This is a genomic window from Pseudarthrobacter oxydans, from assembly GCF_030812335.1.
Classification (GTDB): Bacteria; Actinomycetota; Actinomycetes; order Actinomycetales; family Micrococcaceae; genus Arthrobacter; species Arthrobacter oxydans_B.
Window position 1 is genome coordinate 255,976 of sequence record NZ_JAUSSN010000003.1, and the last position, 21,714, is coordinate 277,689.

A 21,714-nucleotide genomic window follows, 5' to 3' on the forward strand; every position below is an offset into this window, starting at 1 on the left:
TCTACCTGCCGGTGAACATGGGGCCAAATCGAGGCGGCGTGATGTGCGTCTCCACCCCCGGGGGTTGGGGCAGTACCCGCCGGGGAAACGGAAAGGCCGGGTCCCCGCTCCGGTGGGAGCGGGGACCCGGCCTTCAGCCGTGCATCAGCCGGCCGTACACCGGCGGGCCGGGCGTCAGCTGCTCGGTGTCGGGGCCGGGGTGGCCGCCGGCGTGGTGGCATCCGGCGCCGGGCTCGCCGCCGGTGCAGGAGCCGGGGTTTCCGCCGCGATCTTGGCTTCGGCGTCGATGGCCCGCTGCAGGGCCGCGGTCAGCTTCTTCTGCTCCTCGCCGTAGGCAGCGAAGTCGCCCCTCGCGAGGGCCTCCTGGCCGGCCTTGATGGCGGCGTTCGCCGCGTCCAGTGCCGCCTTCAGCTCCGCCTTGGCATCCGTGCTGCCCGGAGCGGACGGGGTCTCCCCCGGCGTCGTGGGCGTCGCGGGCGTCTGCCCGTTGTTGGCCGAGTCGCCGGCGCTGGCTCCCGACTCACCGCCGAACAACTGGTTGAGCGCCTCATCCAAGGTCGGCGCGAAGCCGATCTTGTCACCGAACGCCACGAGGACGCGCTGCAGCGTGGGGTAGGAGGTTTCGCCCGTGGACCGCAGGTAGACGGGCTGGACGTATGCCATGCCGCCGCCAACCGGAAGCGTCAGCAGGTTGCCGTTGAGCACTGCCGATGCACCCTGGCGCAGCAGGTTCAGGGCCTGCGAGACGGTGGGGTCCGAGTTGAACTTGTTCTGCGCCTGTCCGGGGCCGGGAATGTTGGACTCCGGCGGGATCTGCAGGAGCCTGAGTTGGCCGTAGCTCTCGGCCTTCACTCCCTTCTCCTTGCCGGCGTCGGAGTCGGCGGCCAGGAAGCCGTAGAGCACGTTGCGGGCGTTTCCGTTGACCACCTGCGGGATGAACGAGGACGTCAGCTGGAAGGCCGGGCTTTCCTGGTCAGGCATTTTCAGGGACATGTAGTACGGCGGCTGCTTGACGTCGTCCTGCACGGTCGGATCGTTCGGGACGCTCCAGGCATCGTTGTTGGTGTAAAAGTTGTCCGGCTGGGTGACGTGGTAGCGGCCCAGGAGTTCCCGCTGGACTTTGAACAGGTCTTCCGGGTAGCGGACGTGGCTCATGAGTTCCCCGGACATTTCCGAGAACGGCTTCAGCGAGGACGGGAAGATGTTCTGCCAGGACTTCAGCACCGGGTCCTGGTCGTCCCAGGCGTAGAGCGTCACCTTGCCGTCGTAGGCGTCCACCGTGGCCTTGACCGAGTTGCGGATGTAGTTGACGGAGGTGTTCGGCAGGGAGGCCGTCCGCCCCGCAGTGGTCTGCGAGTCGGCGGTGGCCTCGGAGAGCTGTTCCTGCTGGGAGTACGGGTAGTACGGGCTCGTGGTGTAGCCGTCCACGATCCACTTCACCCTGCCGTCGACGACGGCCGGGTAGGCGTTGCCGTCTACGGTGAGGTACGGGGCAACCTTCTCGACGCGCTCCCGGGGATTGCGGTCGTAGAGGATCTGGGACTCGGGGTTCACACCGTCAGAGAGCAGCAGGTCCGAGGACTGGAACTTGATCGCGTAGAGGACCTTGTTGAAGAAGCTGCCCACGTTCGGGCCGCCGTCGCCGGTGAAGGTGTACTGGGTTTCGCCGTCGCCCTCCTTTGCGGCGGGCCGGTCCTGCTCGCGGTTCGGGGCGCCTTCGGGAGCGCCGACGACCGAGTAGTCTGCCGAGTTTTCACCGAAGTAGATCCGCGGCTGGTAGGTCGAGTCATCGCCGAGCACGCCGGTGGACGGGATTCCGGCCTGCAGGAACTCCGGTTTGCCGTCGACGGTGAACTTGTTGCCCTTGGCGGCGACGACGCCGTAGCCGTGGGTGTAGACGACGTGGCGGTTCAGCCAGGACTGCTGGTTGGCGCTCAGCCCGTCCGGGTTGAGTTCGCGGACCGCGATGACGGTGTCCTGGATCTTCCCGTCAATCTCGTAGCGGTCCACGTTCAGGGCGCTCGGGAACTGGTAGTAGGGCCGGTACTGCTCGAGCTGGGAGAACGCGTCCGAGATCAGGTTGGGGTCCAGCAGCCGGATGTTGGCCGTGGTCTGCGCGTCGGGGGCCAGGGCGCCCGTGGTGGGGTTGGTGGTGGCGTTGTACCGGGTCTCCTGGATCTTGTCCAGGCCGTACGCCGAGCGGGTCATGTTGATGTTGCGTTCGATGTACTGCTTCTCGAGCGTCTGCTCCGAGGGCCGGACCTGGAACTGCTGGATCACCCAGGGGTAGACACCGCCGGCCAGGATCGAAGTGATGACGAGCATGGCGGTTCCGATGACGGGCAGCCGCCACTTGCCGATCACGGCAGCGACGATGAACAGCACGGCGACGAGGACCGCTGCCACGGCCAGGATGGATTTGGTGGGGATGACGGCGTTGACGTCCGTGTACAGCGCACCGGCCCAGCGGCCGCCGCTGTTCTGCACGGCAGCGTAGCGGTCGAGCCAGAAGTTGGCGCCCATCAGCAGCAGGAAGGCTGCGCCGGAGACGGCAAGGTGGATCTGCGCCGCACGGCTGGTGAAGATCCCGCGTTCCATGATCCGGATGCTGCCGTAGAGGTAGTGCGTGAGGATGCCCGCGATGCCGGCGATGATGGTCACGCTGATCAGGAAGCCGGTGACGAAGCCCAGGAATGGCAGGGTCATCAGGTAGAAACTGATGTCGAGCCCGAACTGCGGGTCGTTCTGGCCAAAGGATTCCTGGTTCAGGAACAAGAGCACCTTTTGCCACTGGCTGGCTGCGGCGCTTCCGGCGAACAGGCCGAAGAGGACCGGCAGGCCGATCATGACGACGCGGCGGATCGGTTCAAGCTGGACCTGGTAGCGGTTCAGGTTGTCCCGGATGTCCGCGTCCGGTGCGTACACGGGGCGGGAGTGGTAGGCGATCCGGATGGCGAAGAAGACGGCGGAGAACATCAGGGCGAAGCCGGCCAGGAAGATGGCGATCCGTGCCAGGTTCTCGGTCAGGAAGACTTCGAAGAAGCCCAGCTGCTGGTACCAGAGGACGTCCGTCCAGACATTGGCGAAGAAGATGAAGCCCACAACAATCAAGGCCACAACAATCAACGTCGGCGTCAGTGCGCTTCGTCGTTGCTGGGGTCTTCCGGGCGGGACAGTGCTGGCGGGACGGGACAAACTCGGTACCTCATAGCTGGTCGTCAGTTACTGGTTTTTAGTTTTCTGTGCGGCGCTTCGATGCAGGAACACGAAGTGGCTGCATTCTAGCGACCGCCGGCACCGCCCCAACAGGGCGGCGAAGCCGTCATAAGTGCCACGAGTGGCGGCGGATCTTAGTTCCGCCGCCAGTCTAGTTGCTGGAGCAAACCGGAAGTCCGGATGTGTCGGCACCGGACGCGGCCAGTTCCACCGCTTTCCGCGCGTCGGCCAGGTTCTCGACCCGAACCACCTGCAGACCGTCCGGAATATGACCGACGACGTCGTCGCAGTTGGCGGCCGGCGCCAGGAACATGGTGGCGCCTCCGGAGCGTGCGCCGTGCATCTTCTGGCTGATGCCGCCGATCGGCCCGACAATGCCGTCGGGGGTGATGGTTCCGGTGCCTGCGATGTGCTTGCCGCCGGTCAGGTCGCCGGGGGTGACGGTGTCCACGATGCCCAGGGCGAACATCATCCCTGCACTGGGACCGCCGACCTTGTCCAGGGAGATCTTGACGTCGAAGGGGAACTTGAACTGGTACTGCAGCAAAACGCCGAGGATGAACCGCCCGGCCTCGGTTTTGGAGGGTGTGATGCTGGCGGCCACGTTACTGCCGTCGCGGTCGACGACGACCTCCACCGGGGCGCCGTTGCCGGCGGCCAGCTCAGCCTGGACGACGCTCAGCGCGGTAGCCGGCTTGCCGTTGACGGAGACCACCACGTCGTTTTCCTGGAGCTTCCCGGCGGAGGCGGAGCCCTCCGGGACGCCCGCGATCTGCATCTTCTGCTCGAACGCGATCCCCAGTTCCCGGAGTGCCGAGGCGACGGCGTTCTCCTGCGAGGTGGTCATCGCAACGGCGCTTTCCTGCTGGGACTGTTCCTTGGTCACACCGGTGGGAAAGACGAGTTCCTCCGGATAGACGCCTTTCGCGCCGTCAAGCCAGGCGGAAAACGCCTCGAAGACCGTCACCGGACCGTTGGGGCCGCCGTCGACGTAGACCGTGGTCAGGTCCAGGTTGCCCTGGGCGGGAAAGCTCTCGCGGCCGGTGACGCTGATGACCGGCTGGCCGTTGTCGTTGCCGAGGGTGTTGAAAGTGGGGCCCGGCGATTCCACAACGTACGGGACAGGCAGGCTCAGTGCCGTGATGCCCAGCGCCACCGCCAGCAGTCCCGAGACGAGCATGGCTGATGAGCGATTGTCCCGCTGCCGGCCGGCACCTGATCCGGGCAGCAAGGCCCTGCGGCCCCGGGTCTGGCCGGCCGCCGGCTCGCTGCCGGGCTGCCCGCCCTGCGTAATCGTCAATGAAGGACCTCTCCGTGCCGGCGCCCGGGGACCCTGTGGACCCCCTGATCAGCGCACTGCGCCCGCGCCCTGAGCCGCGGCTGCTGCCTGCCAATATTCCAGCTTCTAACACTACGCGCTCGGCTGCCGGCCGGGCTCTTTGCCTACAGCGAACGTGGCCGGGTTTCAGCAGACAGCCCGCTGGCTGCGCGGTACCGTGAACGTGAGAAGCAGCCACACCGACGATCGGCGGGATCATGACCTCCAACCCACTTAATCCGTCCAATGGCGACGAGGAACCCAAGGATCCGCTGGCAGAAATGCTGAAGAACCTGATGGGTGGCCAGGGCATGGGGAACATCGACCCCGCGGAACTGGCGAAGGCGGCCGGCCTCCCGGACGACCCGAACCTCCTCGCCCAGATGTTCTCCCAGGTCCAGGCGATGATGAGCGCCCCCTCGGAAGGCCCCGTGAACTGGCAGCTGGCGCACGAAAACGCCCGGCGCGTGGCCGCCAGTGGCTCCGACCCGTCGGTCACGGCTCAGCAGTCCCGCGAGGTCGATGAAGCCCTGCGGCTTGCCGAACTGTGGCTTGACCAGGTCACCGGCCTGCCGTCCACGGGCCTGATCGGCCGCGCCTGGTCGCGGGCCGAGTGGGTCGAGGAAACGCTCGGCACCTGGAAGCGCCTGACCGAGCCGGTTGCCAACAGCATCGCGAATGCGCTGTCCACGGCCATGACCGAGCAGATGCCGGAGGAAATGAAGTCCATGATGGGCGGCGCGTCCTCCATGCTGCAGAACATGGGCGGGGCGATCTTCGGCATGCAGCTGGGCCAGGCCATCGGCGCCCTGTCGGCCGAGGTGGTCAGCTCCACGGACATCGGCGTGCCGCTCGCGGACCTCGAAATGGCGCTGCTGCCCTCAAACGTGGCGAAGTTCGGCGAAGGCCTCAGCCTGCCGGAGAACGACATCCGGCTGTTCCTGGCCGTCCGCGAAGCGGCCCACGCCCGGCTGTTCGTGCAGGTCCCCTGGTTGCGGGGGCACCTCCTCGGCGCCATCGAGGCCTACGCCCGCGGCATCCACATCGACACCTCGAAGATCGAGGAGCTCGCCCGCGAACTCGATCCGGGCAACCCGGAGGGCATCCAGGAGGCCCTGTCGCAGGGTGTCTTTATGCCGCAGCGCACTCCCGCGCAGGATCAGGCGCTGGAGAAGCTGGAGACCGCCCTCGCTCTCGTGGAGGGCTGGGTGGACGAGCTGAGCTGGGCTGCCACGGAGAAGCTGCTGCCCTCGGCAGCGGCGCTGCGTGAGACGGTGCGGCGCCGCCGCGCCACCGGTGGACCGGCCGAACATGCGTTCTCCTCCCTCGTGGGACTGGAACTGCGGCCGCGCCGGCTCCGGGAGGCCGCAGCACTCTGGGCCTCGCTGAAGGACGAACGCGGAGTCGACGGCCGCGATGCGATCTGGCAGCACCCGGATCTGCTGCCCACCGCCGAGGACCTGGAAGACCCGAAAGGGTTCAGCGAACGCCGGAAGCTGGCCGAGGCCAGCGACTCCGAGGTTGACGACGCCCTGCAGAAGCTGCTCAGCGGCGGCTTCGACGAGCAGGACGAAGCCCCGGAGGCCGGGGCAGAGACCGGCGGGGAAGAAACTGGCGAATCCGCGGAGGACACCAGCGCAGCAGGGGAAGCCAGCGGCGGGCCCGTGGAGGAATCCGGTGAGAACACCGGCGGGACCGGGACTGAAGACGCCCCCGGCAACGGCGATAACCCCAAGTCCTAGTTAGGCAGCTGGCCCCGGCCGGAACTGCGGTTCCGGCCGGGGTTTTTGCGTGCCCGCGCCGCGGGCGCTGGGATTCCGGCGGCGCCGGCCGGACAGCGCCGGCCGGAACCGCGGCGGCGCCAGCCCTGGGCGGGGTCTTTAGACGGTCAGGGGGTCCGTCCCGCCGGCGTCCACATCATCGTCGTCGCCCGGCGTGAGGCCGCGGGACGTGGCGAAGGAAACGCCTTCGAGGAAGGCCTTCGCCCGGGCGGTGTCCGGGTAGGCCTCGAGCAGCCGCCAGAACGCAGCGTCGTGGCCGGCCACCAGCAGGTGCGCCAGTTCATGCAACAGCACGTAGTCGATGACCCACTGCGGCATGGGCTGCAGCTTGTCCGACAGCCGGATGGTCCCCTCCGACGGCGTCGCGGACCCCCAGCGGGAATTCTGGTTGCCCACCCAGCGCACGGAGGTCGGGACGGCCCGGCCGCCGAAGTACTTCGCGGACAGCTCGGCGGCGTGCGCCGCGAGGGCGGCATCGCTGCGCGGACGCCGCCGGCCGGCACCCCGGGTCCCCCGCTCGCCCTGAAGCCGTAGCTTCTCGAGCATCCGGTGCACCCATTCGTGTTCCTGGGCGCGGCTGAAGGAGGCGGGAATGGCGACGACGGCGGTGCCGTTCTCCCAGAACGCCGCCACAGTGCGGCGGCGCCGGGCGGAGCGCCGGACCTCCACCGGGGCGCCGTCGGCAGTGGTCAGCGGTATGGCTGCGGGACCTGAGCGGCTGCTGCCGGCCATCAGAGAGTGGTGCTTTCGACCAGCACTGCCAGCACTGCTTCGCCGTATTTCTCCAGTTTGGACGGGCCCACCCCGGGAAGTTTGGCGAGCTCTTCGAGGGATCCGGGCCGGGCTTCGGCAATGGCGGTCAGGGTGGCGTCGGTAAAGACCACGAAGGCGGGGACGTCGGCTTCGAGCGCGATGTCCTTGCGCCACTGCCGGAGCGCGTCGAACGTCTGCTCCTCGTAGCTGGGCGGGCACTGGTTGCAGCGGCCCACCTTGCGTTCGGCCCCGGACGAGAGCATGGTCCCGCAGACCCGGCATGTGGCCGGCACCGCGGCTTTGCGGCGCGGCGCCGCCCCTTTGCCGCGGACCGAGGAGCTGGCCACGGAGTCGGGGCGCAGCCCGTCCAGGAAGCGCGAGGGCTTCCGGTTGGCGCGCCCGCCCGGGGTCCGTGCGGTGGACCAGGACAGGAACAGGTGTTCCCGGGCCCGGGTGATCCCCACGTACAGCAGACGGCGTTCCTCGTCCACGGACTCGGGGCTGTCGGCGAAGGAGATCGGCATCAGCCCCTCGCTGAGCCCGACGAGGAACACGGCGTCCCATTCGAGGCCCTTGGCGGCGTGCAGCGAGGCCAGGGTGACGCCCTGGACGGTCGGGGCGTGCTGGGCCAGGGAGCGTTCCTGGAGTTCGTTGACGAAGTCCGCGAGGGTGAACTGCGCGCCGCGGCTGATCACGAGTTCGTCGGCCAGCGCGACCAGCGCCGCGAGGGATTCCCAGCGTTCCCGGAGCGCGCCGCCGCTGTGCGGGGCGGCCTCCGTGTAACCCAGTGAGGCGACGATGTCGCGGACCAGCTGGCCCAGCGGCTCGGGGCTGGCGGTTTCGGCGACGGCCCGGGTGGCGGCGCGCAGCTGCAGGATGGCGTCCCGGACTTCCTTGCGGGCAAAGAACCGTTCCCCGCCGCGCAGCTGGTAGCCGATCCCCGCCGAGGCCAGGGCCTGCTCGTAGGCCTCGGACTGGCCGTTGGTGCGGAACAGCACGGCGACCTGGCTGGCCGGCGTGCCGGCGTCAAGGAGCCCGCGGACCTTGACCGCCACGGTGGCGGCCTCGGCCTCGTCGTCGGAGCATTCGGTGAACTGCGGCACCGGACCGGCCGGGCGCTGCGCCAGCAGCTGCAGCGGCGTCGCCCAGGCGGCGTCGGCAACGGGCCCGCCGCTGCGGCGGCCGGCCAGCAGTTCGTTGGCCAGCCTCACTACCTGCGGCGTGGAGCGGTAGTCGCGGATCAGCTTAACGACGGTGGCCTCGGGGTACTGGGCCTTGAAGCCGAGCAGGTGCTTCGGTGAGGCGCCCGTGAAGGAGTAGATGGTCTGGCTGGCGTCGCCGACGACGCAGAGCTCGTCGCGGCCGCCGAGCCACAGTTCCAGCAGCCGCTGTTGCAGCGGCGAAACGTCTTGGTACTCGTCGACGACGAAGTGGCGGTACTGCTCGCGGACCGTGGCGGCGACCTTCGGGTCCTCCTGCAGGATGCCCACGGTGATCAGCAGCACGTCCTCGAAGTCGATCACGTTCCGGTCCGTCTTGACGTCCTCATAGGACTGGAAGACCCGGGCGACGGCGGTCAGGTCAAAGCCGCCCGGGGCGCCGCGGCCCTGGGCTTTTTCCAGATAGTTGGCCGGGGTCAGCATCGACACCTTGGCCCACTCGATTTCCGAGGCCAGATCCCGGATCGAGGCCCGGTCGGTGCTGAGGCGCAGCCGCCGGGCCGCCTCGGCAATCATCTGGGCCTTGTGGTCCAGCAGGTTGGGCAGGACGCCGCCGACCGCCTGGGGCCAGAAGAACTGGAGCTGGCGCAGGGCGGCGGCGTGGAAGGTGCGGGCCTGGACGTTGCCGACGCCGAGGTCGCGGAGGCGGCTGCGCATTTCGGCCGCTGCCCGCGACGTGAAGGTGACGGCCAGGAGGCGCTGCGGGTTGTACACGCCGGAGTGCACGCCGTAGGCGATCCGGTGCGTGATGGCGCGGGTCTTGCCGGTGCCGGCGCCGGCGAGCACGCACATGGGTCCCTGCAGGGTGCTGGCAACCTCGCGCTGTTCGGCGTCAAGGCCGCCGAGAATGCGCTCCTCCAGGGAGCGGTTGTCCGGCGCCGCGGCGTCGGTATCCGGCGCCACCTCTTCGGATGGGCCGGACGGGCCGGACGGGAAGGCGCTGGACTGGAAGATGTCTGTGTTCACGTCTGCTGCTCAGTCGTTCGAAGGTGTGCGGTGGATGCGCCGCGGTGGTCGATCCGAGGCGCGGGGTGGCAGCTGCGTGTTCTCACGAGCGCCTCACGGGTTGTCCGCGCGGTCCTGGATGATCCCGCCGTACCAGTGCTCGATCAGGGCCCGGGCGATGGACAGCCTGCTGGAGATGACGATCTCGCCGCTGAGTACCGCCGCCTGCAGTTCGCTCCGGCTGAACCAGCGCGCCCGCGTGACCTCGACGCCGTCGGGCGTGGCTTCGGTGTCCGCGGTCGAGGCTGTGAAGCCGAGCATCAGGGACGCCGGGAAGGGCCAGGGCTGGGAACCGAGGTACTGGCAGGCGGTGACCCGGACGCCGACTTCCTCGCCGATCTCCCGGACCACTGCCTGTTCCAGCGACTCCCCCGGTTCGACAAACCCGGCGAGGGTGGAATAGTTCCGGGCATCCAGGGGGCCGCCGCCGCCGAGCAGCAGCCGGCCGTCCGGGCCCACCACCGTGACGATGATGGCCGGATCGGTGCGCGGGTAGTGCTCGGAGCCGTCCGCGGGGCAGCGGCGGACCCAGCCTCCGGCTTCCGGCGCGGTGGCGGTGCCGCAGCGCGGGCAGTGGGTGTGTGTGGCGTGCCAGTTGGCGATGGCGCTGGCCTCGATGAAGATCGCGGTGTCCGTGGGGTTTAGCGTGGCCGCGACATCACGGAACCCCGCCCACTGCGCGCCCTCGGGGATGCCGGCAATGTGGGCTTCGAATTCCTCGGCCTGGACCTCGAACTGCTGCGGCAGGAGGAAGAGGACCAGTTCGGTTCCCGGCGCCAGGTCCGAGCCGGGCAGGGCTGACCCCAGGTAGATCAGCTGTTCCGGGGCGTAGGCCGTGTCCTGCAGGTGCCGGGCGAGTTCGGCGGCGTCCAGCAGCACCAGGCTGCTGCCGTTGATGAGGCCCTGCCGGCCGGACAGCACCATGGCCCGTGCGGCGCCGGAGGTCAGCAGTTCCTCGAGCATCCCGGGCTTGAGCCGTGCGGCGGAGCCCCGGTCAATCAGCGCCGGGCGTACGGGAAGGACAGTGTCCAAAAGATGGTTGGCGGCCGGGCCGGTGTGCGGGGAGACTGACGTGCCCGCCTGGGCTTGGTGATTGGACGCCGGTGACTCCGCAAGACTCATGTACCCACCGTACTGACTCCCGCTGACAAATGACATTTCTCCCGGGCGTATGTGGGCATCCGCACGTGCCCCCCGGTGGCCGCAAAGCACCGCGCCGGAATGAAGCACCGGTGTGCAATTTATTCCCGATCTTTCAGACTCGCCGTGGTGCATCGCCGTCTTCGGCGCCGCTCAATCTACCGTGGAAGCGTGAGAAGAAAACCAATCGAACTGGCAGCTGTGGCAACCGCGGCAGTCCCCGGACTGACCCCGACCGCCGTCAGCTCTGCGCCCGACGATCCGGCGGACTTCGACTCGGCACTTCTGCTGGATTCCGAAGGCAAGCGCTGGCGGGTCCGCTCGCCGCGCCACGCCGAGGCCAGCGCCCGGCTGGAAACAGAATTCCTGGTGCTGCGCGCCTTCCTCCCGGGCATCCGGGCCGAACTTCCCTTCCTGATGCCCACCGTTGCCGGCACCGTGCGGCAGGGACCGCTGACGACGTTCGTCTACTCGCATCTGGCAGGCTCGACCCGGTCGGTTGAGGAACTCGGCGCGGCGTCCCCCGCCGTGGCCCGCGAAATCGGCGCAGCCCTCGCCGCCATCCATGATTTGCCCCACTCGCTGGTCAGCAATGCCGATCTGCCGAGCTACACCCCCAACGAGTTCCGCCAGCGCCGCCTCAATGAACTGGACCAGGCCGCCACCACCGGCAAGATTCCGCCGTTACTGCTTCGCCGCTGGGAACACGCGCTCGAGGACGTCTCCCTCTGGCGTTTCAACCCGTGCGTGGTCCACGGGGACCTGCACGAAGACAACCTGCTGGTCGACGGCGACCGCGTGACGGCTGTGACTGGATGGACGGATCTGAGAATCGGGGACCCGGCCGACGACATGGCCTGGCTGGTCGCGTCCAACGACCAGGACTTCGTGGACGCCGTACTGGCGCACTACACCTCCTCCCGGCGCGACGTGCCGGACGCCCATCTGCTGCGGCGTGCCGCGCTCTCCGCCGAATTCGCCCTGGCGCAGTACCTCGTCAAGGGCATCGCTGCCGGGAACCAGGAGATGATCGACGAGGCCGAGGCAATGCTCACCGCCCTCGCAGAGGACGTCGCCGAACACGGCGGGCAGCCGATCAGCGTGGAACCGCTCCCCCAGCCCACCCCTGCATCCGACCAGGCACCTCAGACCTCGGCTGCGGGCAGCGCCCCGGTGCCGGCCGTCAGCAAGGTGACCCTGCTGGCGCCGGACTCGGTCTCCGGCCTCCCCGCCGTTCCTTCCAGCACCGCGATGCCTGCCGTGCACGTCACGCCCATCCCCGTCGCGGCCGGCGGAGAAGACGGAGCGGCTGGGGCTGAGAGCGCGGCCGGGGATTCCGGCGCGGTTGACGACAACAGTGCCGACGGGTCCTCCGAGCCGGCACCCAAGAAGGTGTCCGGTGGCGTCTCCGTCACTGCGATTCCCGACGACGGGCCGGACGCCGACGAGTCCTCCGTGGAAGACACCTCAACCCAGTCGATCGCCGTCGTCAAGGCCGATGCCCCGGCCCAGGAGCAGGCGCAGGCCCGGCCAGACACCGTGGATCCGTCCGAGGCCCCGGCGAACCCGGCGGAGGACACCTCGACGACCGCTCTCACGGTGGTCGAGGCGAAGTCCCGCTAACCGGTCCCCAGGGCCGTGGCAACGATCTGTTCGAGCCGTGCCGCCGAGCCCAGATCGTGCGGCCGGACCACCTGGTCGTCCGCCACGTAGTAGAACGCCGCCCGGACCTGGTCCAGCGGGAGGTCCTTGAGTCGGGCCCAGGCCAGCCGGTACACGGCCAGCTGGACCGCTTTGGTCTTGAGCTGCGCGGCGGACGGCCGGCGGCCGGTCTTCCAGTCCACCAGGTCCCACCCGCCGTCGGCATCGCGGAAGACGGCGTCGATCCGGCCGCGGACCACAACGTCACCGATCCGGGTCTCCACCGGCACCTCAACGTGGGCCGGGGCGCGGTTGGCCCACTCGGACCGGCGGAACGTTTCCACCATGCTGTCCAGGCCGTACGCTGCGTCGATGTGCTCGTCGGAGCCGGCCGCTTCGCCGAGGTCCAGCATGCCGGCGGCGCCGAAGTACTCCTCCACCCAGGCGTGGAAGGCTGTGCCTTTGCGGGCCGACATCCCCGGTTCCCGCGGGACCGGGCGACGGAGCCGGGCGACGACCGAGCCGGCGTCGTCCTCCAGATCCACCAGGGTGGACGCGGAGATGTGGCCCGGCAGGTGCACGTCGTGGACGGCAGTCCGGCGGGAACGGCGCTCCAGCAGGGTCGCGGCCTCGGATGCCCAGCCGCCGGCGGGGCCGCGCAAGGGCCGCCGCTTGTCCGGGCCGGGAGCGCCCGGCCCGGCGGCGGCATCCCGCAGCACGCCGGAGTCCAGGGACGCCAGGACCCGGGCCGCCGCGGACTGCATGGCCGCCCGCCGGCCGGGAACCAGGCGCAGCCGGGAGCCGGTGCGCGGATCGATGGGCCCCTCGAGCGGGTCGTACGGCCAGCCCGCGACCTCCAGGTCCGAGGTCAGCGGGCTCTCCTCGGGCAATGATTCCTCACTGACGGACTGCGGGTGGATCGCGGCGGCCCCGTCGGCAACCAGCACCTCGAGTTCGGTCAGGAACGGCGACATCTCCGCCATCCCGGCGCGCGAGCCCACCCAGGCGGCGCTGGAGACCCAGAGCACGTGTTTCGCCCGGGTGTAGGCCACGTAGGCCAGCCTCCGTTCCTCGGCCTCGCCGTGAACCTGCACGGCGGACTTGAACTCCTTCTCGGCGTCGAGCCAGCCTTTTTGGTCCGGGTGTCCGAGGTCCCACTGCGGCAGGTCGGCGCGGTCCCCGCGCAGCGGCCACGGCAGTGCGGCGCTGCCGCTGCTCCAGCGTGAGTCCCGGCTGCTGGGGAAGGCCCCGGCATTGAGCCCGGGCACGAACACGACATCCCATTCCAGGCCCTTGGAGGCGTGCACGGTCAGCAGCTGCACCGCTTCGTGGTTCACTTCCGGCGCGGCGGCGTCCAGGCCGTTCTCCTCAGCGGCCGCGGCCTCCAGCCAGGCCAGGAAGGCGAGCACGTCGACCCGGTGGGAGGTGTGCAGGAACCCGGCCGCGGCATCCTGGAACGCATCCAGGTTGCGGCGGGCCTGATGAATGCTGATCCCGGGCCGCGCGGACACCTCAATGTCCAGCAGCATGGCCCGCTCCACCTCACCGAGCAGGGTGGTGAGGTCATCGCCCATGTAGCCGCGCAGCTGCCGGAGTTCCGCCGAGAGCCGCTGGAGCCGCTCCAGCGCCTCGGCGCTGAGCTGGCGGCCGTGCGCGGAGGTCCAGCCTTCGCGCGGCAGCCAGTCGAGGGCTTCGACCAGGCTGGCGGCGTCCGTGAGGTCACCCTCGATCACCGCCGCCTCCGCGACGTCGTCGGCGTCGTCGTCCGGGGCACCGGGGCGGCCGCGGCGCCGGGCAAGGAAACTGGACCAGTCCCGCAGTGCCATCAGGTCCGCGGGCCCGATCCGCCAGCGGGCACCGGCGAGCAGGCGCATCAGCGAATCGGACCGGCCCGGATCGGCCAGCACCCGGAGAGTCGCGACGAGGTCGATGATCTCGGGGGTGTCCAGGAGGCCGCCGAGGCCGACGATCTCGTACGGGATCCCGCGCACCTCGAATTCCCGGCGGATGCATTCCATCTGGGCGCGCCGGCGGCACAGCACCGCCATGGCGGGCGGCTCGGGCTCCGCCGCCGACAAATCGAAGTCGGTCACCCGGAACTTCAGCACGTCGCCCGCGATGGCCGCGGCCTCATCCTCGTCGGTGCCAAAGCGGCCCATCACGACGCGGCCCTGGACCGCAGCCGGGCTGGGCTGCAGCGGCGGAACCTCGACACCTCCGGCGGCGGTGTCCCGCTCGCCGGCCGGGCCGGTCTGGGCGGCAGCTTTGCTGAGCGGAGCCGAAATGACGTTGGCGGCGGAGAGGATGTTCCGGCCGTTGCGCCAGGCCGTGGTGAGGTACGACGTCGGGGCGACGGCAAAGCGCGCCGGGCCGGCAGGGCCCGCCGTGGCCGCAGTTTCGGCAGCGTTGGCAGCGTTGGCAGGGTCGGCAGGGTCGGCAGGGTCGGCTGGGCCGGCTGGGCCGGCAGTGTTGCCGCCGGCAGCGCCGTCGTCAGAGTCCTCGGTGGGAAGCCGCACCGGGAATTCGCGGACGAAGTGGAAGAGCTGGCCGGCGGAGGCGCCGCGGAAGCCGTAGATGGACTGGTTGGGGTCCCCCACCGCGGTGACCGCGTGGCCGTCGCCGAACAGCCGGGAAAAGAGCACGAGCTGGGCGTGTGAGGTGTCCTGGAACTCGTCCAGCAGCACCACCTTGTAGCGCTGGCGTTCGGTTTCGGCGGCGACCGGGATCTCGTTGGCGACGCGGGCGGCGAGGGCCACCAGGTCGCCGAAGTCGAGGGCGCCGCGGGCGCGTTTGGCGTCGGTGTAGCGTCCCACCATCTCCGCGACGCTGGCCCGGGTGCGCAGCAGCCCGCTGAGCTCGCCCACGGCCTGGCTGGGGTTCTTTTTGGCGGTCGCGAGGTAGGGCAGCGACTCGAACTCGGCCACCCGATCGAGCAGCCAGCCGCGGACCCCGGCCGGGTCCTGGAGATGTTCAGCGCACTCGCCGGCGAGCTGGATGACCGCCTTGACCAGGGTGGATTTGGCGGAACGGAAGTGTTCGTATTCGCCGTCGAAGGCTTCCACGACCTCGCTGGCGAGCTGGAAGGACTGGGCACCGCCGAGTAGCACGACGTCACGCTCGACGCCGAGCCGGAGCCCGTAGTCGGACACGATGCCGCTGGCGTACGAGTGGTACGTGGAGACCTTGGGTTCGAGCGCGTCGGTGCTGAGCAGCCCGGCGGGGAAGACCTGGTTCTGCGTGTCGGACGCGGCGATGCGCTGCAGCGCGGCCAGCTTCGCGCGGATGCGGGTGGCCAGTTCCCCGGCGGCCTTCCGCGTGAAGGTCACGCCGAGCACTTCCTCCGGCCGGACCCAGCCGTTGGCGACCAGCCACACCACACGGTCGGCCATGGTGGCGGTCTTGCCCGAGCCGGCGCCGGCAATGACGAGCCGGGGTGAGAGCGGCGAGGAAATGATGTGCGACTGCTCGGCGGTGGGGCTGTTCTTCTCGCCCAGCAGCACCGAGAGCTCCTCGGGGGTGAACCGCGGTACGGGCAGGGCGGCGGGCAGCGCGGCGGGCGCGGCTGCGGGCAGCGGTGTGGGCACCGCGGCGGGCGCAGCCGCGGGCGCCGCGGCGGCCATGGGTGTCTCGGGGGTCATTCGGTGACCTGCTTTCCCCGCAGGCACAGCGGGCAGACTTCGGGCAAGCGGCAGCCGTGACCGCCGTGGCCGCCCTTGGACGGATCGTGTCGGGCTTCGAAGGTGCTCCCGGACATTACCCGGGCGGCATCACCGACCATGCCCAGGGCCCAGTTCTCCGCCGGGTCCAGGGGAGCCTGGGCCTGGATGCCCGGGCTCTTGGTGCTGGTGCCGAGCTGGGCCAGGACGGCGCCGCCGGGCAAGGGGGGCGGGCCGTCGTCGGGGCCGGCAAAGCCTCCGGCCAGCACCGCGGCCTGGTAGGCGCCCAGCTGCGGATGCCGCTCGAGGTCGGCCTTCCCCGGCTGCCGCTTGCCGGTTTTGAGGTCCACGACGACGAGCCTGCCCTCGGCGTCGATCTCCAGGCGGTCGACCTGGCCGCGCAGCACGGCCGGGCGGGCCGGCCAGGCGTCGCGATCCGCGTCGGCGTCGGCGCCGGCTCCAGCGCCGTTGTCGGTGCTTCCGGCCGCCAGAACGTCCGGGAGTTTGACTTCGAAGTCCAGCTCGACGCCGACCAGGGACCGGCCTTCGCTGCGCATCACCAGCACATACTGGGCAAGCTTCCGGACCATGGTTTCCGCGCGCTGGAAGTCCAGCTTTCCCTCCCAGTTGTCCTTCATCCCCAGCGCCGGCCAGCGGCGGACGAGTTCGGCCACGTATTCGCTGCCGGAGGCGTCCGGCAGGTCCTGCGCGATGGAGTGGACGAGGGTGCCCAGGCTGCGCGCAAAGTCGGTGGCGGCCTCCCCGCCCGCGGCCTGGACAAACCAGTCCAGCGGCGATTTCTGCACGGTCTCCACCTTCGACGGCGAAACGTACACGGTGCCCCCTGGCGGGACGACGGGCTCCTCCGTGGACAGCGCCGCAAGGCCCCACCAGCTCGCGGGGTGCGCGCCGGGCACGGGCGGCTCGGCGGCGGCCAGGGCGCCGAGAACGGCGCTGGCCTCCTGGGCTTCCGGGGTCCCGGCGTCGAGCTGGGCGTACTGCCGCAGCTCGGCGACGAGGGCGCGCAGGGTGAGCGGTCGCTCCACCGGGGTGAAGCCGCGCCGGTCCTGGTCCGGATCCAGCGGCGCCACGTAATCCAGGAACGAGGACGGCTGTTCGTCCTCCGAGGACACGGCGGTGCAGATCAGCATCTGCTGTGCCCGCGACACCGCGGTGGAGAAGCTGCGCAGCTCATCATAGCGGATTTCGCGCAGCCGGCTGAGGGGATCGAGCTGCAGGGCGTATGCCACGCCGTGCTCGACGGCGTCCGCGAACAGCGTGCTGCCGAGCAGTTCGCCGCGGAGCCTGGTGTTGGGCCACACCCCCTCCTGCAGGCCGGGGACGATGACCACGGGCCATTCCCGGCCGGCGGCGCTGGCCGGGGTCATCAGTTCCACCGCGTCCTCCAGTTGGGCCCTCGCGGCGAGGGTGTCCATCGGGAGCTCCTGGCTGAGCAGGTACTCGAGGAACTGCTCCGGTCCGGACCCGGGCAGCTGGTCCACAAAGCGCTCGGCGGTGTGGAACAGGGCCATCATGGCATCGAGGTCCCGGTCCGCCCGGGCACCGGCCGATCCGCCGGCCAGCGCCGCCTCGGTCCAGCGCGCGGCCAGGCCGGTGGAGTTCCACAGCGCCCACAGCACCGTTTCGGCGTTGCCGCCAGGAGCCTGGGCAGCGGCCCGGCCGGCCTGGATCATCCGGGCGATCCGGCGCGCGGAGTGCCCTTCGATGCCCAGGGTTGCCAGCGCGCCCGGCTCCAGCAAGGCCTCGACGAGGAGTACGTCACTTGTGCGGCCGCCGCCGCCCAGGATTTCCTCCCGGCGCAGGGACTGGCGCAGGCGCCGCAGCTCGATCGCGGTGGATCCGCCGATCCGTGAGGTCAGCAGCGCCACGGCCGCCTCGGGGGTCAGTACGGCCGGGTCCAGTGCCACGGCATAGGCATCCAGCAGCGGCCGGACGGCGACCTCGTCGCGGACGGCGGATTCGGCCACCGGGATCCGGACCGGGATGCCCTGGCCTGCGAGGTAGCGGTGCAGCTGGCTGAGCTGGCCGCCGTTGCGGACGATCACGGCGATGTCACCGAGCTCGCGGCCGTCGTTGAGCTGGGCCTCCAGGATCCGTTGCGCCACGTAGCGCAGTTCGTGCACCGGCGACGGCAGCAGGTGCGCCTCGACGGTGCCCGCGGAGGCGCCCGGGTTCCGGGGCTGTTCGAGCCGGCGCGCGGACTGCCCGCCGGCGCGGCTGGAGATCCGTCCGGCGACGGACAGCCAGGCGTCCGCCACCGCCGGGGTGTGGCGGTGCGCGGTCCAGAGCGGCCGTTCGAGGACGGTGCCGCCGGCCGGGGCGAGCAGCCGGGGAAGCTCGGCCACAAGGTCCGGGCGGGCTCCGCGGAACCCCTGGACCACGGTGTCCGGCGATGAGGTGATGAGGACCTCCTTGCCCGCGGCGATGTCCGCGAGCAGTTCGAACACGGCAGGGTTGGCTTCCTGCATGTCGTCCACCAGCACCAGCTGCAGCCGGTCGCGTTCGGCGGCGAGGAAGTCCGGTTCGTCCTGGAAGATCTGCCGGGCTGCGGTGATGATGCCGGCCGGGTCGAAGGATTCGGGCATCCGCAGGTCCAGCACGTCGCGGTACTCCGCGTACAGCGCCGCCGCGGCCACCCAGTCCGGCCGGTGGCAGCGCCGGGCAAGGCCCACAAGGTCTTCGGCGGTCCGCCCGGATTCGATGATCCGGTCAAAGAGCTGGCGGACCTCCTGCCGGAACCCGCGGGTCTGCAGGGCAGCGCCCAGGTCCTCCGGCCAGGGCAGCTCGAGTCCGGGCTGCGCGTGGCCCTCGAGGAGCTCCTTGATGATCAGGTCCTGTTCCGGGCCGGACAGGAGTTTCGGCGGGCGCGGCAGCGGCAGGATCCCTTCGGCCTTGGCGCGCCGGATCACGTCGAAGGCGTACGACGCCCAGGTGCGGGCCGGCGTCGTGCTCAAACTGCGGTCCAGCCGTGCGGTGAAGCGGTCCCGGAGCGTGTCGGCGGCGAGGCGTCCGGGGGCGAGGATGAGCATCCGTTCGGGATCGACGCCGTCCCGTAGCGCACGCCGGACGGCGGCTTCGACGAGCACGGTCGATTTGCCGGTCCCCGGCGCTCCGGGGACGAGGACCGGGCCGGAGCCGTGCGGGATGTCGACGGCGGCGAGCTGGTCCGCCGTCAGCACGGGAGCCGCGTTGTGCAGCGTGCGCGGTGGCAGCAGGCGGAGTGCGGATCCGGAGGCGCGCGGCCTGGCGGGACGCTGACCGCCCCGGGCGGGCCCGCTGGTCGCGGGTTGTACTGGTGCGGGCTGTGTTGGTGCGGAGTTTGTTGGTGTGGGCTGGAGGGGCTGGGGGCTCTTGCTGGGGATGCTCACACAGTCATTTCATCATCCGGGGCCGACAGTTTGCGCAAGGACCGTTCCAGCCGCTCGGCCACGGCGTCGATCCGGTCGAATTCCCCGTCGCTCGGTGCCCAGCGGGCGGCCATCAGGTCCACGCGCCAGCGGCCCTCGCCGGTGCGGAGGTAGTCCGCATAATTTCCCAGCAGCGGGGTTCCTTCCAGGATGTACAGGGTCAGGGCCTCCCGTTCGTGCCCCGGGGGCGCGTCACCGCTGGCCTTCAGGACCCGCCACCAGGGCACGGAACTGCCGTGGTGGCTCATGACGGAGCCGATCTGCCGGGGGCCGCCGGATCCGAGGAGCTCGGCGACGTCACCGTACGCCACCGCGGCGCCGGCGGGGATCAGTGCCACGACGTCCAGCACCGCCTCCACATACTCGATCCGCATGGCACAAGCCTAGCGGCCGGGGCGCTGTCACGGGCCGCCGGGCGGGCCGCCGGGCGGGCCGCCGTCGGGCGTTCGGGCGTTCCTGGGCGGGACCGCGGTGATGCCGGACCGGGGCGCGGGGTGGTGGCGCATTTCTGTCGGTGGCAGCAGGTAGCGTTGACGCATGAGCACTTGGAACACCCTCCCCCGCGCAGCCTTCGACCTCGAAACCACCGGGCGGAACTCCCGCTCCGCGCGAATCGTCACCGCCTCCATCACCGTGGTGGACGCCGACGGCGGGATCGTCAAGGAACACGAATGGCTCGCCGATCCGGGGGTCGAGATTCCCACCGAGGCCAGCGACATCCACGGCGTCACGACGGAGCGGGCCCGCAGCGAAGGCCGCCCTGCCGCGGACGTGACGCGGGAGGTCGCAGCGGCGCTCCAGGAGCTGTTCGACACCGGCGTGCCGGTCATCGCCTTCAACGCCAGCTACGACTTCACCGTGCTCGCCGCCGAGTCGGCCCGTTACGGTGTTCCGCAGCTGAGCCGCTTCCCGGTACTGGATCCGTACATCATGAACAAGCAGGTGGACCGGTACCGCAAGGGCAAGCGCACCCTCACCGCCCTCTGCGAGGAGTACGGGGTGAACCTGGACAACGCCCACACCTCGGCGGCCGACGCCCTGGCCACCGTGCGCATGCTCGACGCCATGGCCGGGAAGTTCCCCAAGCTACGGATGCCGGCCAGCCACCTGCACCAGCTCCAGATCGAGTGGGCCTCCGCCCAGGCCTCCGATTTCCAGAGCTACCTGCGCAAGACCAAGCCCGCCGCCGTGATCGAAGGCGACTGGCCCGTGCTGCCGCCCGAGGACGCCAGCCGCGGGGACTTCTAACGCCGCGGCTTCTTAAAACGAAACCTTCCGGCACGGCGCACTCGTAAATAGGCGCCCTGGGCCCGCAATTCCAGCGTTTGCGACACAACTCACACACCCGGGCCCTTCCGGCGGGCAAGGCTGCCACCGGCAATCATTCCGCCCCGCCCGCTCCGCGGCACCCAGATCGCTGGCGATAGCCCTCCCGCGTGAAGCAGATTCGGCGCAGAGGACCCTCACCGCGCACTAATTCGGATTCAACCAGCCTTCGTGTCGGGTGAAACAATTATATTTCGCAGGCTTTGCCTGCCCCTGCCTGCGCCGAGGCGCCGAAGCCGGGGGCGTTGTGCGGCCCCCGATCCCCAATTATCGTCCGATGAAAGTGATTGCGTGATGAAAAACAAAGCCATGAAGTGGCTGACGACGGTTCCCGTAGCGGTTGCCCTCGCCGTCTCGCTCGCCGCCTGCGGCGGCGGAGCAGCCGCCCCGAGCGGAACGCCCACAGATGCCCTCGCCGGCAGCGACCAGACGTCCCTGGACAAGTACACGACCGCGGACGTCACTCCCCTGGACCAGATCGACAAGTCCCAGCTCGGCCTGCTGAGCGAGGGAACCCTCACCGTCGGAACGCTCTCTGACGCCCCGCCCAACATCTATATAGATGAGTCCGGCAAGTTCACCGGCTACGACAACGAACTGTTGCGCGCCATCGCGGCAAAGCTGGGCCTCGAGGTCGAGTTCAAGGCGACCGGCTTCGCGTCCCTGCTCTCCCAGGTCCAGAACAAGCAGTTCGATCTCGGATCCTCCTCGATCTCCACCACGGACGCGCGGCGCAAGACCGTCGGATTCACCAACGGCTACGACTTCGGTTACATGGCCGTTGTCGCCAAGGAGGACGATAAGGTCAAGGGCTTCAAGGACCTGACCAAGGACACCCGCATCGCGGTCGTCCAGGGCACGGTTCAGGATGACTACGTCACCAACACCCTGCAGATCGAGCCGGTCCGCTTTGAGGACTACAACACGGCCTACGCCAACCTGAAGAACGGCCAGGTGGACGCCTGGGTCGCTCCGTCCCAGCAGGCCACCGGCCAGGTCAAGGAAGGCGATGGCACGGTCATCGCCGAGTCCATTGTGAACACCCAGAACTTCACCGCGTACGCCGTGAACTCGGACAACCAGGCCCTCATTGATGCCCTCAACTCGGGTCTTGACGCCGTGATTGCCGATGGCACCTGGTCCAAGCTGACCAAGGAATGGTACCCGGACCGCGAAACCCCGGCCACGTGGTCCCCGGGTTCCAAGGCTGTCATCGTCCCGAAGTCCTAG

Annotated in this window: 12 protein-coding genes; 4 read left to right on the forward strand and 8 right to left on the reverse strand. The window is 69.7% G+C overall.

Going from position 1 to position 21,714, the window contains the following annotated elements; translation table 11 throughout:
- Window positions 1-174: 174 nt before the first annotated feature.
- Window positions 175-3,195, reverse strand: a complete 3,021-nt coding sequence (locus J2W14_RS06440; RefSeq protein WP_307460033.1) for a UPF0182 family membrane protein — start codon at window positions 3,193-3,195, stop codon at window positions 175-177.
- Between the two features lie 172 nt (window positions 3,196-3,367).
- Window positions 3,368-4,516 carry a YlbL family protein gene (locus J2W14_RS06445; RefSeq protein ID WP_307460035.1) on the reverse strand — a complete coding sequence of 383 codons (1,149 nt, stop codon included), beginning with the start codon at window positions 4,514-4,516 and terminating at the stop codon, window positions 3,368-3,370.
- A gap of 236 nt (window positions 4,517-4,752) precedes the next feature.
- Between J2W14_RS06445 and J2W14_RS06450 the strand changes: the two genes are divergently transcribed.
- Window positions 4,753-6,276: a zinc-dependent metalloprotease gene (locus J2W14_RS06450; RefSeq protein ID WP_307460038.1), complete on the forward strand. Its 1,524-nt coding sequence runs from the start codon at window positions 4,753-4,755 to the stop codon at window positions 6,274-6,276.
- Window positions 6,277-6,414: 138 nt separating this feature from the next.
- On the opposite strand, the gene J2W14_RS06455 is transcribed toward J2W14_RS06450, so the two are convergent.
- The 3 genes from J2W14_RS06455 to nudC all read right to left on the reverse strand — a co-directional run bounded on the left by J2W14_RS06455 (window position 6,415) and on the right by nudC (window position 10,415).
- Entirely contained in the window at window positions 6,415-7,047 is a 633-nt protein-coding gene (locus tag J2W14_RS06455) for a M48 metallopeptidase family protein (RefSeq protein WP_307460041.1), read from the reverse strand.
- Window positions 7,047-9,191, reverse strand: a complete 2,145-nt coding sequence (locus J2W14_RS06460; protein ID WP_307460601.1) for an ATP-dependent DNA helicase UvrD2 — start codon at window positions 9,189-9,191, stop codon at window positions 7,047-7,049. The genes J2W14_RS06455 and J2W14_RS06460 overlap by 1 nt, the downstream gene beginning before the upstream one ends.
- 156 nt (window positions 9,192-9,347) lie before the next feature.
- Entirely contained in the window at window positions 9,348-10,415 is a 1,068-nt protein-coding gene (gene nudC / locus J2W14_RS06465; RefSeq protein WP_307460043.1) for an NAD(+) diphosphatase, read from the reverse strand.
- Between the two features lie 189 nt (window positions 10,416-10,604).
- Between nudC and J2W14_RS06470 the strand changes: the two genes are divergently transcribed.
- Entirely contained in the window at window positions 10,605-12,056 is a 1,452-nt protein-coding gene (locus J2W14_RS06470; protein ID WP_370871206.1) for a phosphotransferase, read from the forward strand.
- Here J2W14_RS06470 and J2W14_RS06475 read toward each other — a convergent pair.
- From J2W14_RS06475 to J2W14_RS06485, 3 genes are all read right to left on the reverse strand, one after another.
- Window positions 12,053-15,712, reverse strand: coding sequence for an ATP-dependent helicase (locus J2W14_RS06475; RefSeq protein ID WP_307460046.1), 3,660 nt, complete (start codon window positions 15,710-15,712; stop codon window positions 12,053-12,055). The genes J2W14_RS06470 and J2W14_RS06475 overlap by 4 nt on opposite strands.
- The gene (locus tag J2W14_RS06480; RefSeq protein WP_307460603.1) at window positions 15,709-18,966 is read right to left on the reverse strand and encodes an ATP-dependent helicase; all 3,258 of its coding nucleotides are present in this window, start codon (window positions 18,964-18,966) and stop codon (window positions 15,709-15,711) included. Before J2W14_RS06480 ends, J2W14_RS06475 begins: the two co-directional genes overlap by 4 nt.
- Before the next feature lie 149 nt (window positions 18,967-19,115).
- Complete coding sequence (locus J2W14_RS06485; protein WP_307460049.1) at window positions 19,116-19,532, reverse strand: MGMT family protein; 417 nt, start codon at window positions 19,530-19,532, stop codon at window positions 19,116-19,118.
- A gap of 163 nt (window positions 19,533-19,695) precedes the next feature.
- On the opposite strand from J2W14_RS06485, the gene J2W14_RS06490 reads away from it, so the two are divergent.
- Both J2W14_RS06490 and J2W14_RS06495 read left to right on the forward strand, forming a co-directional pair.
- A complete protein-coding gene (locus J2W14_RS06490; RefSeq protein ID WP_307460052.1) occupies window positions 19,696-20,406 on the forward strand; it encodes a 3'-5' exonuclease in 711 nt (236 codons plus the stop codon).
- Window positions 20,407-20,778: 372 nt separating this feature from the next.
- Entirely contained in the window at window positions 20,779-21,714 is a 936-nt protein-coding gene (locus tag J2W14_RS06495; RefSeq protein WP_307460606.1) for a substrate-binding periplasmic protein, read from the forward strand.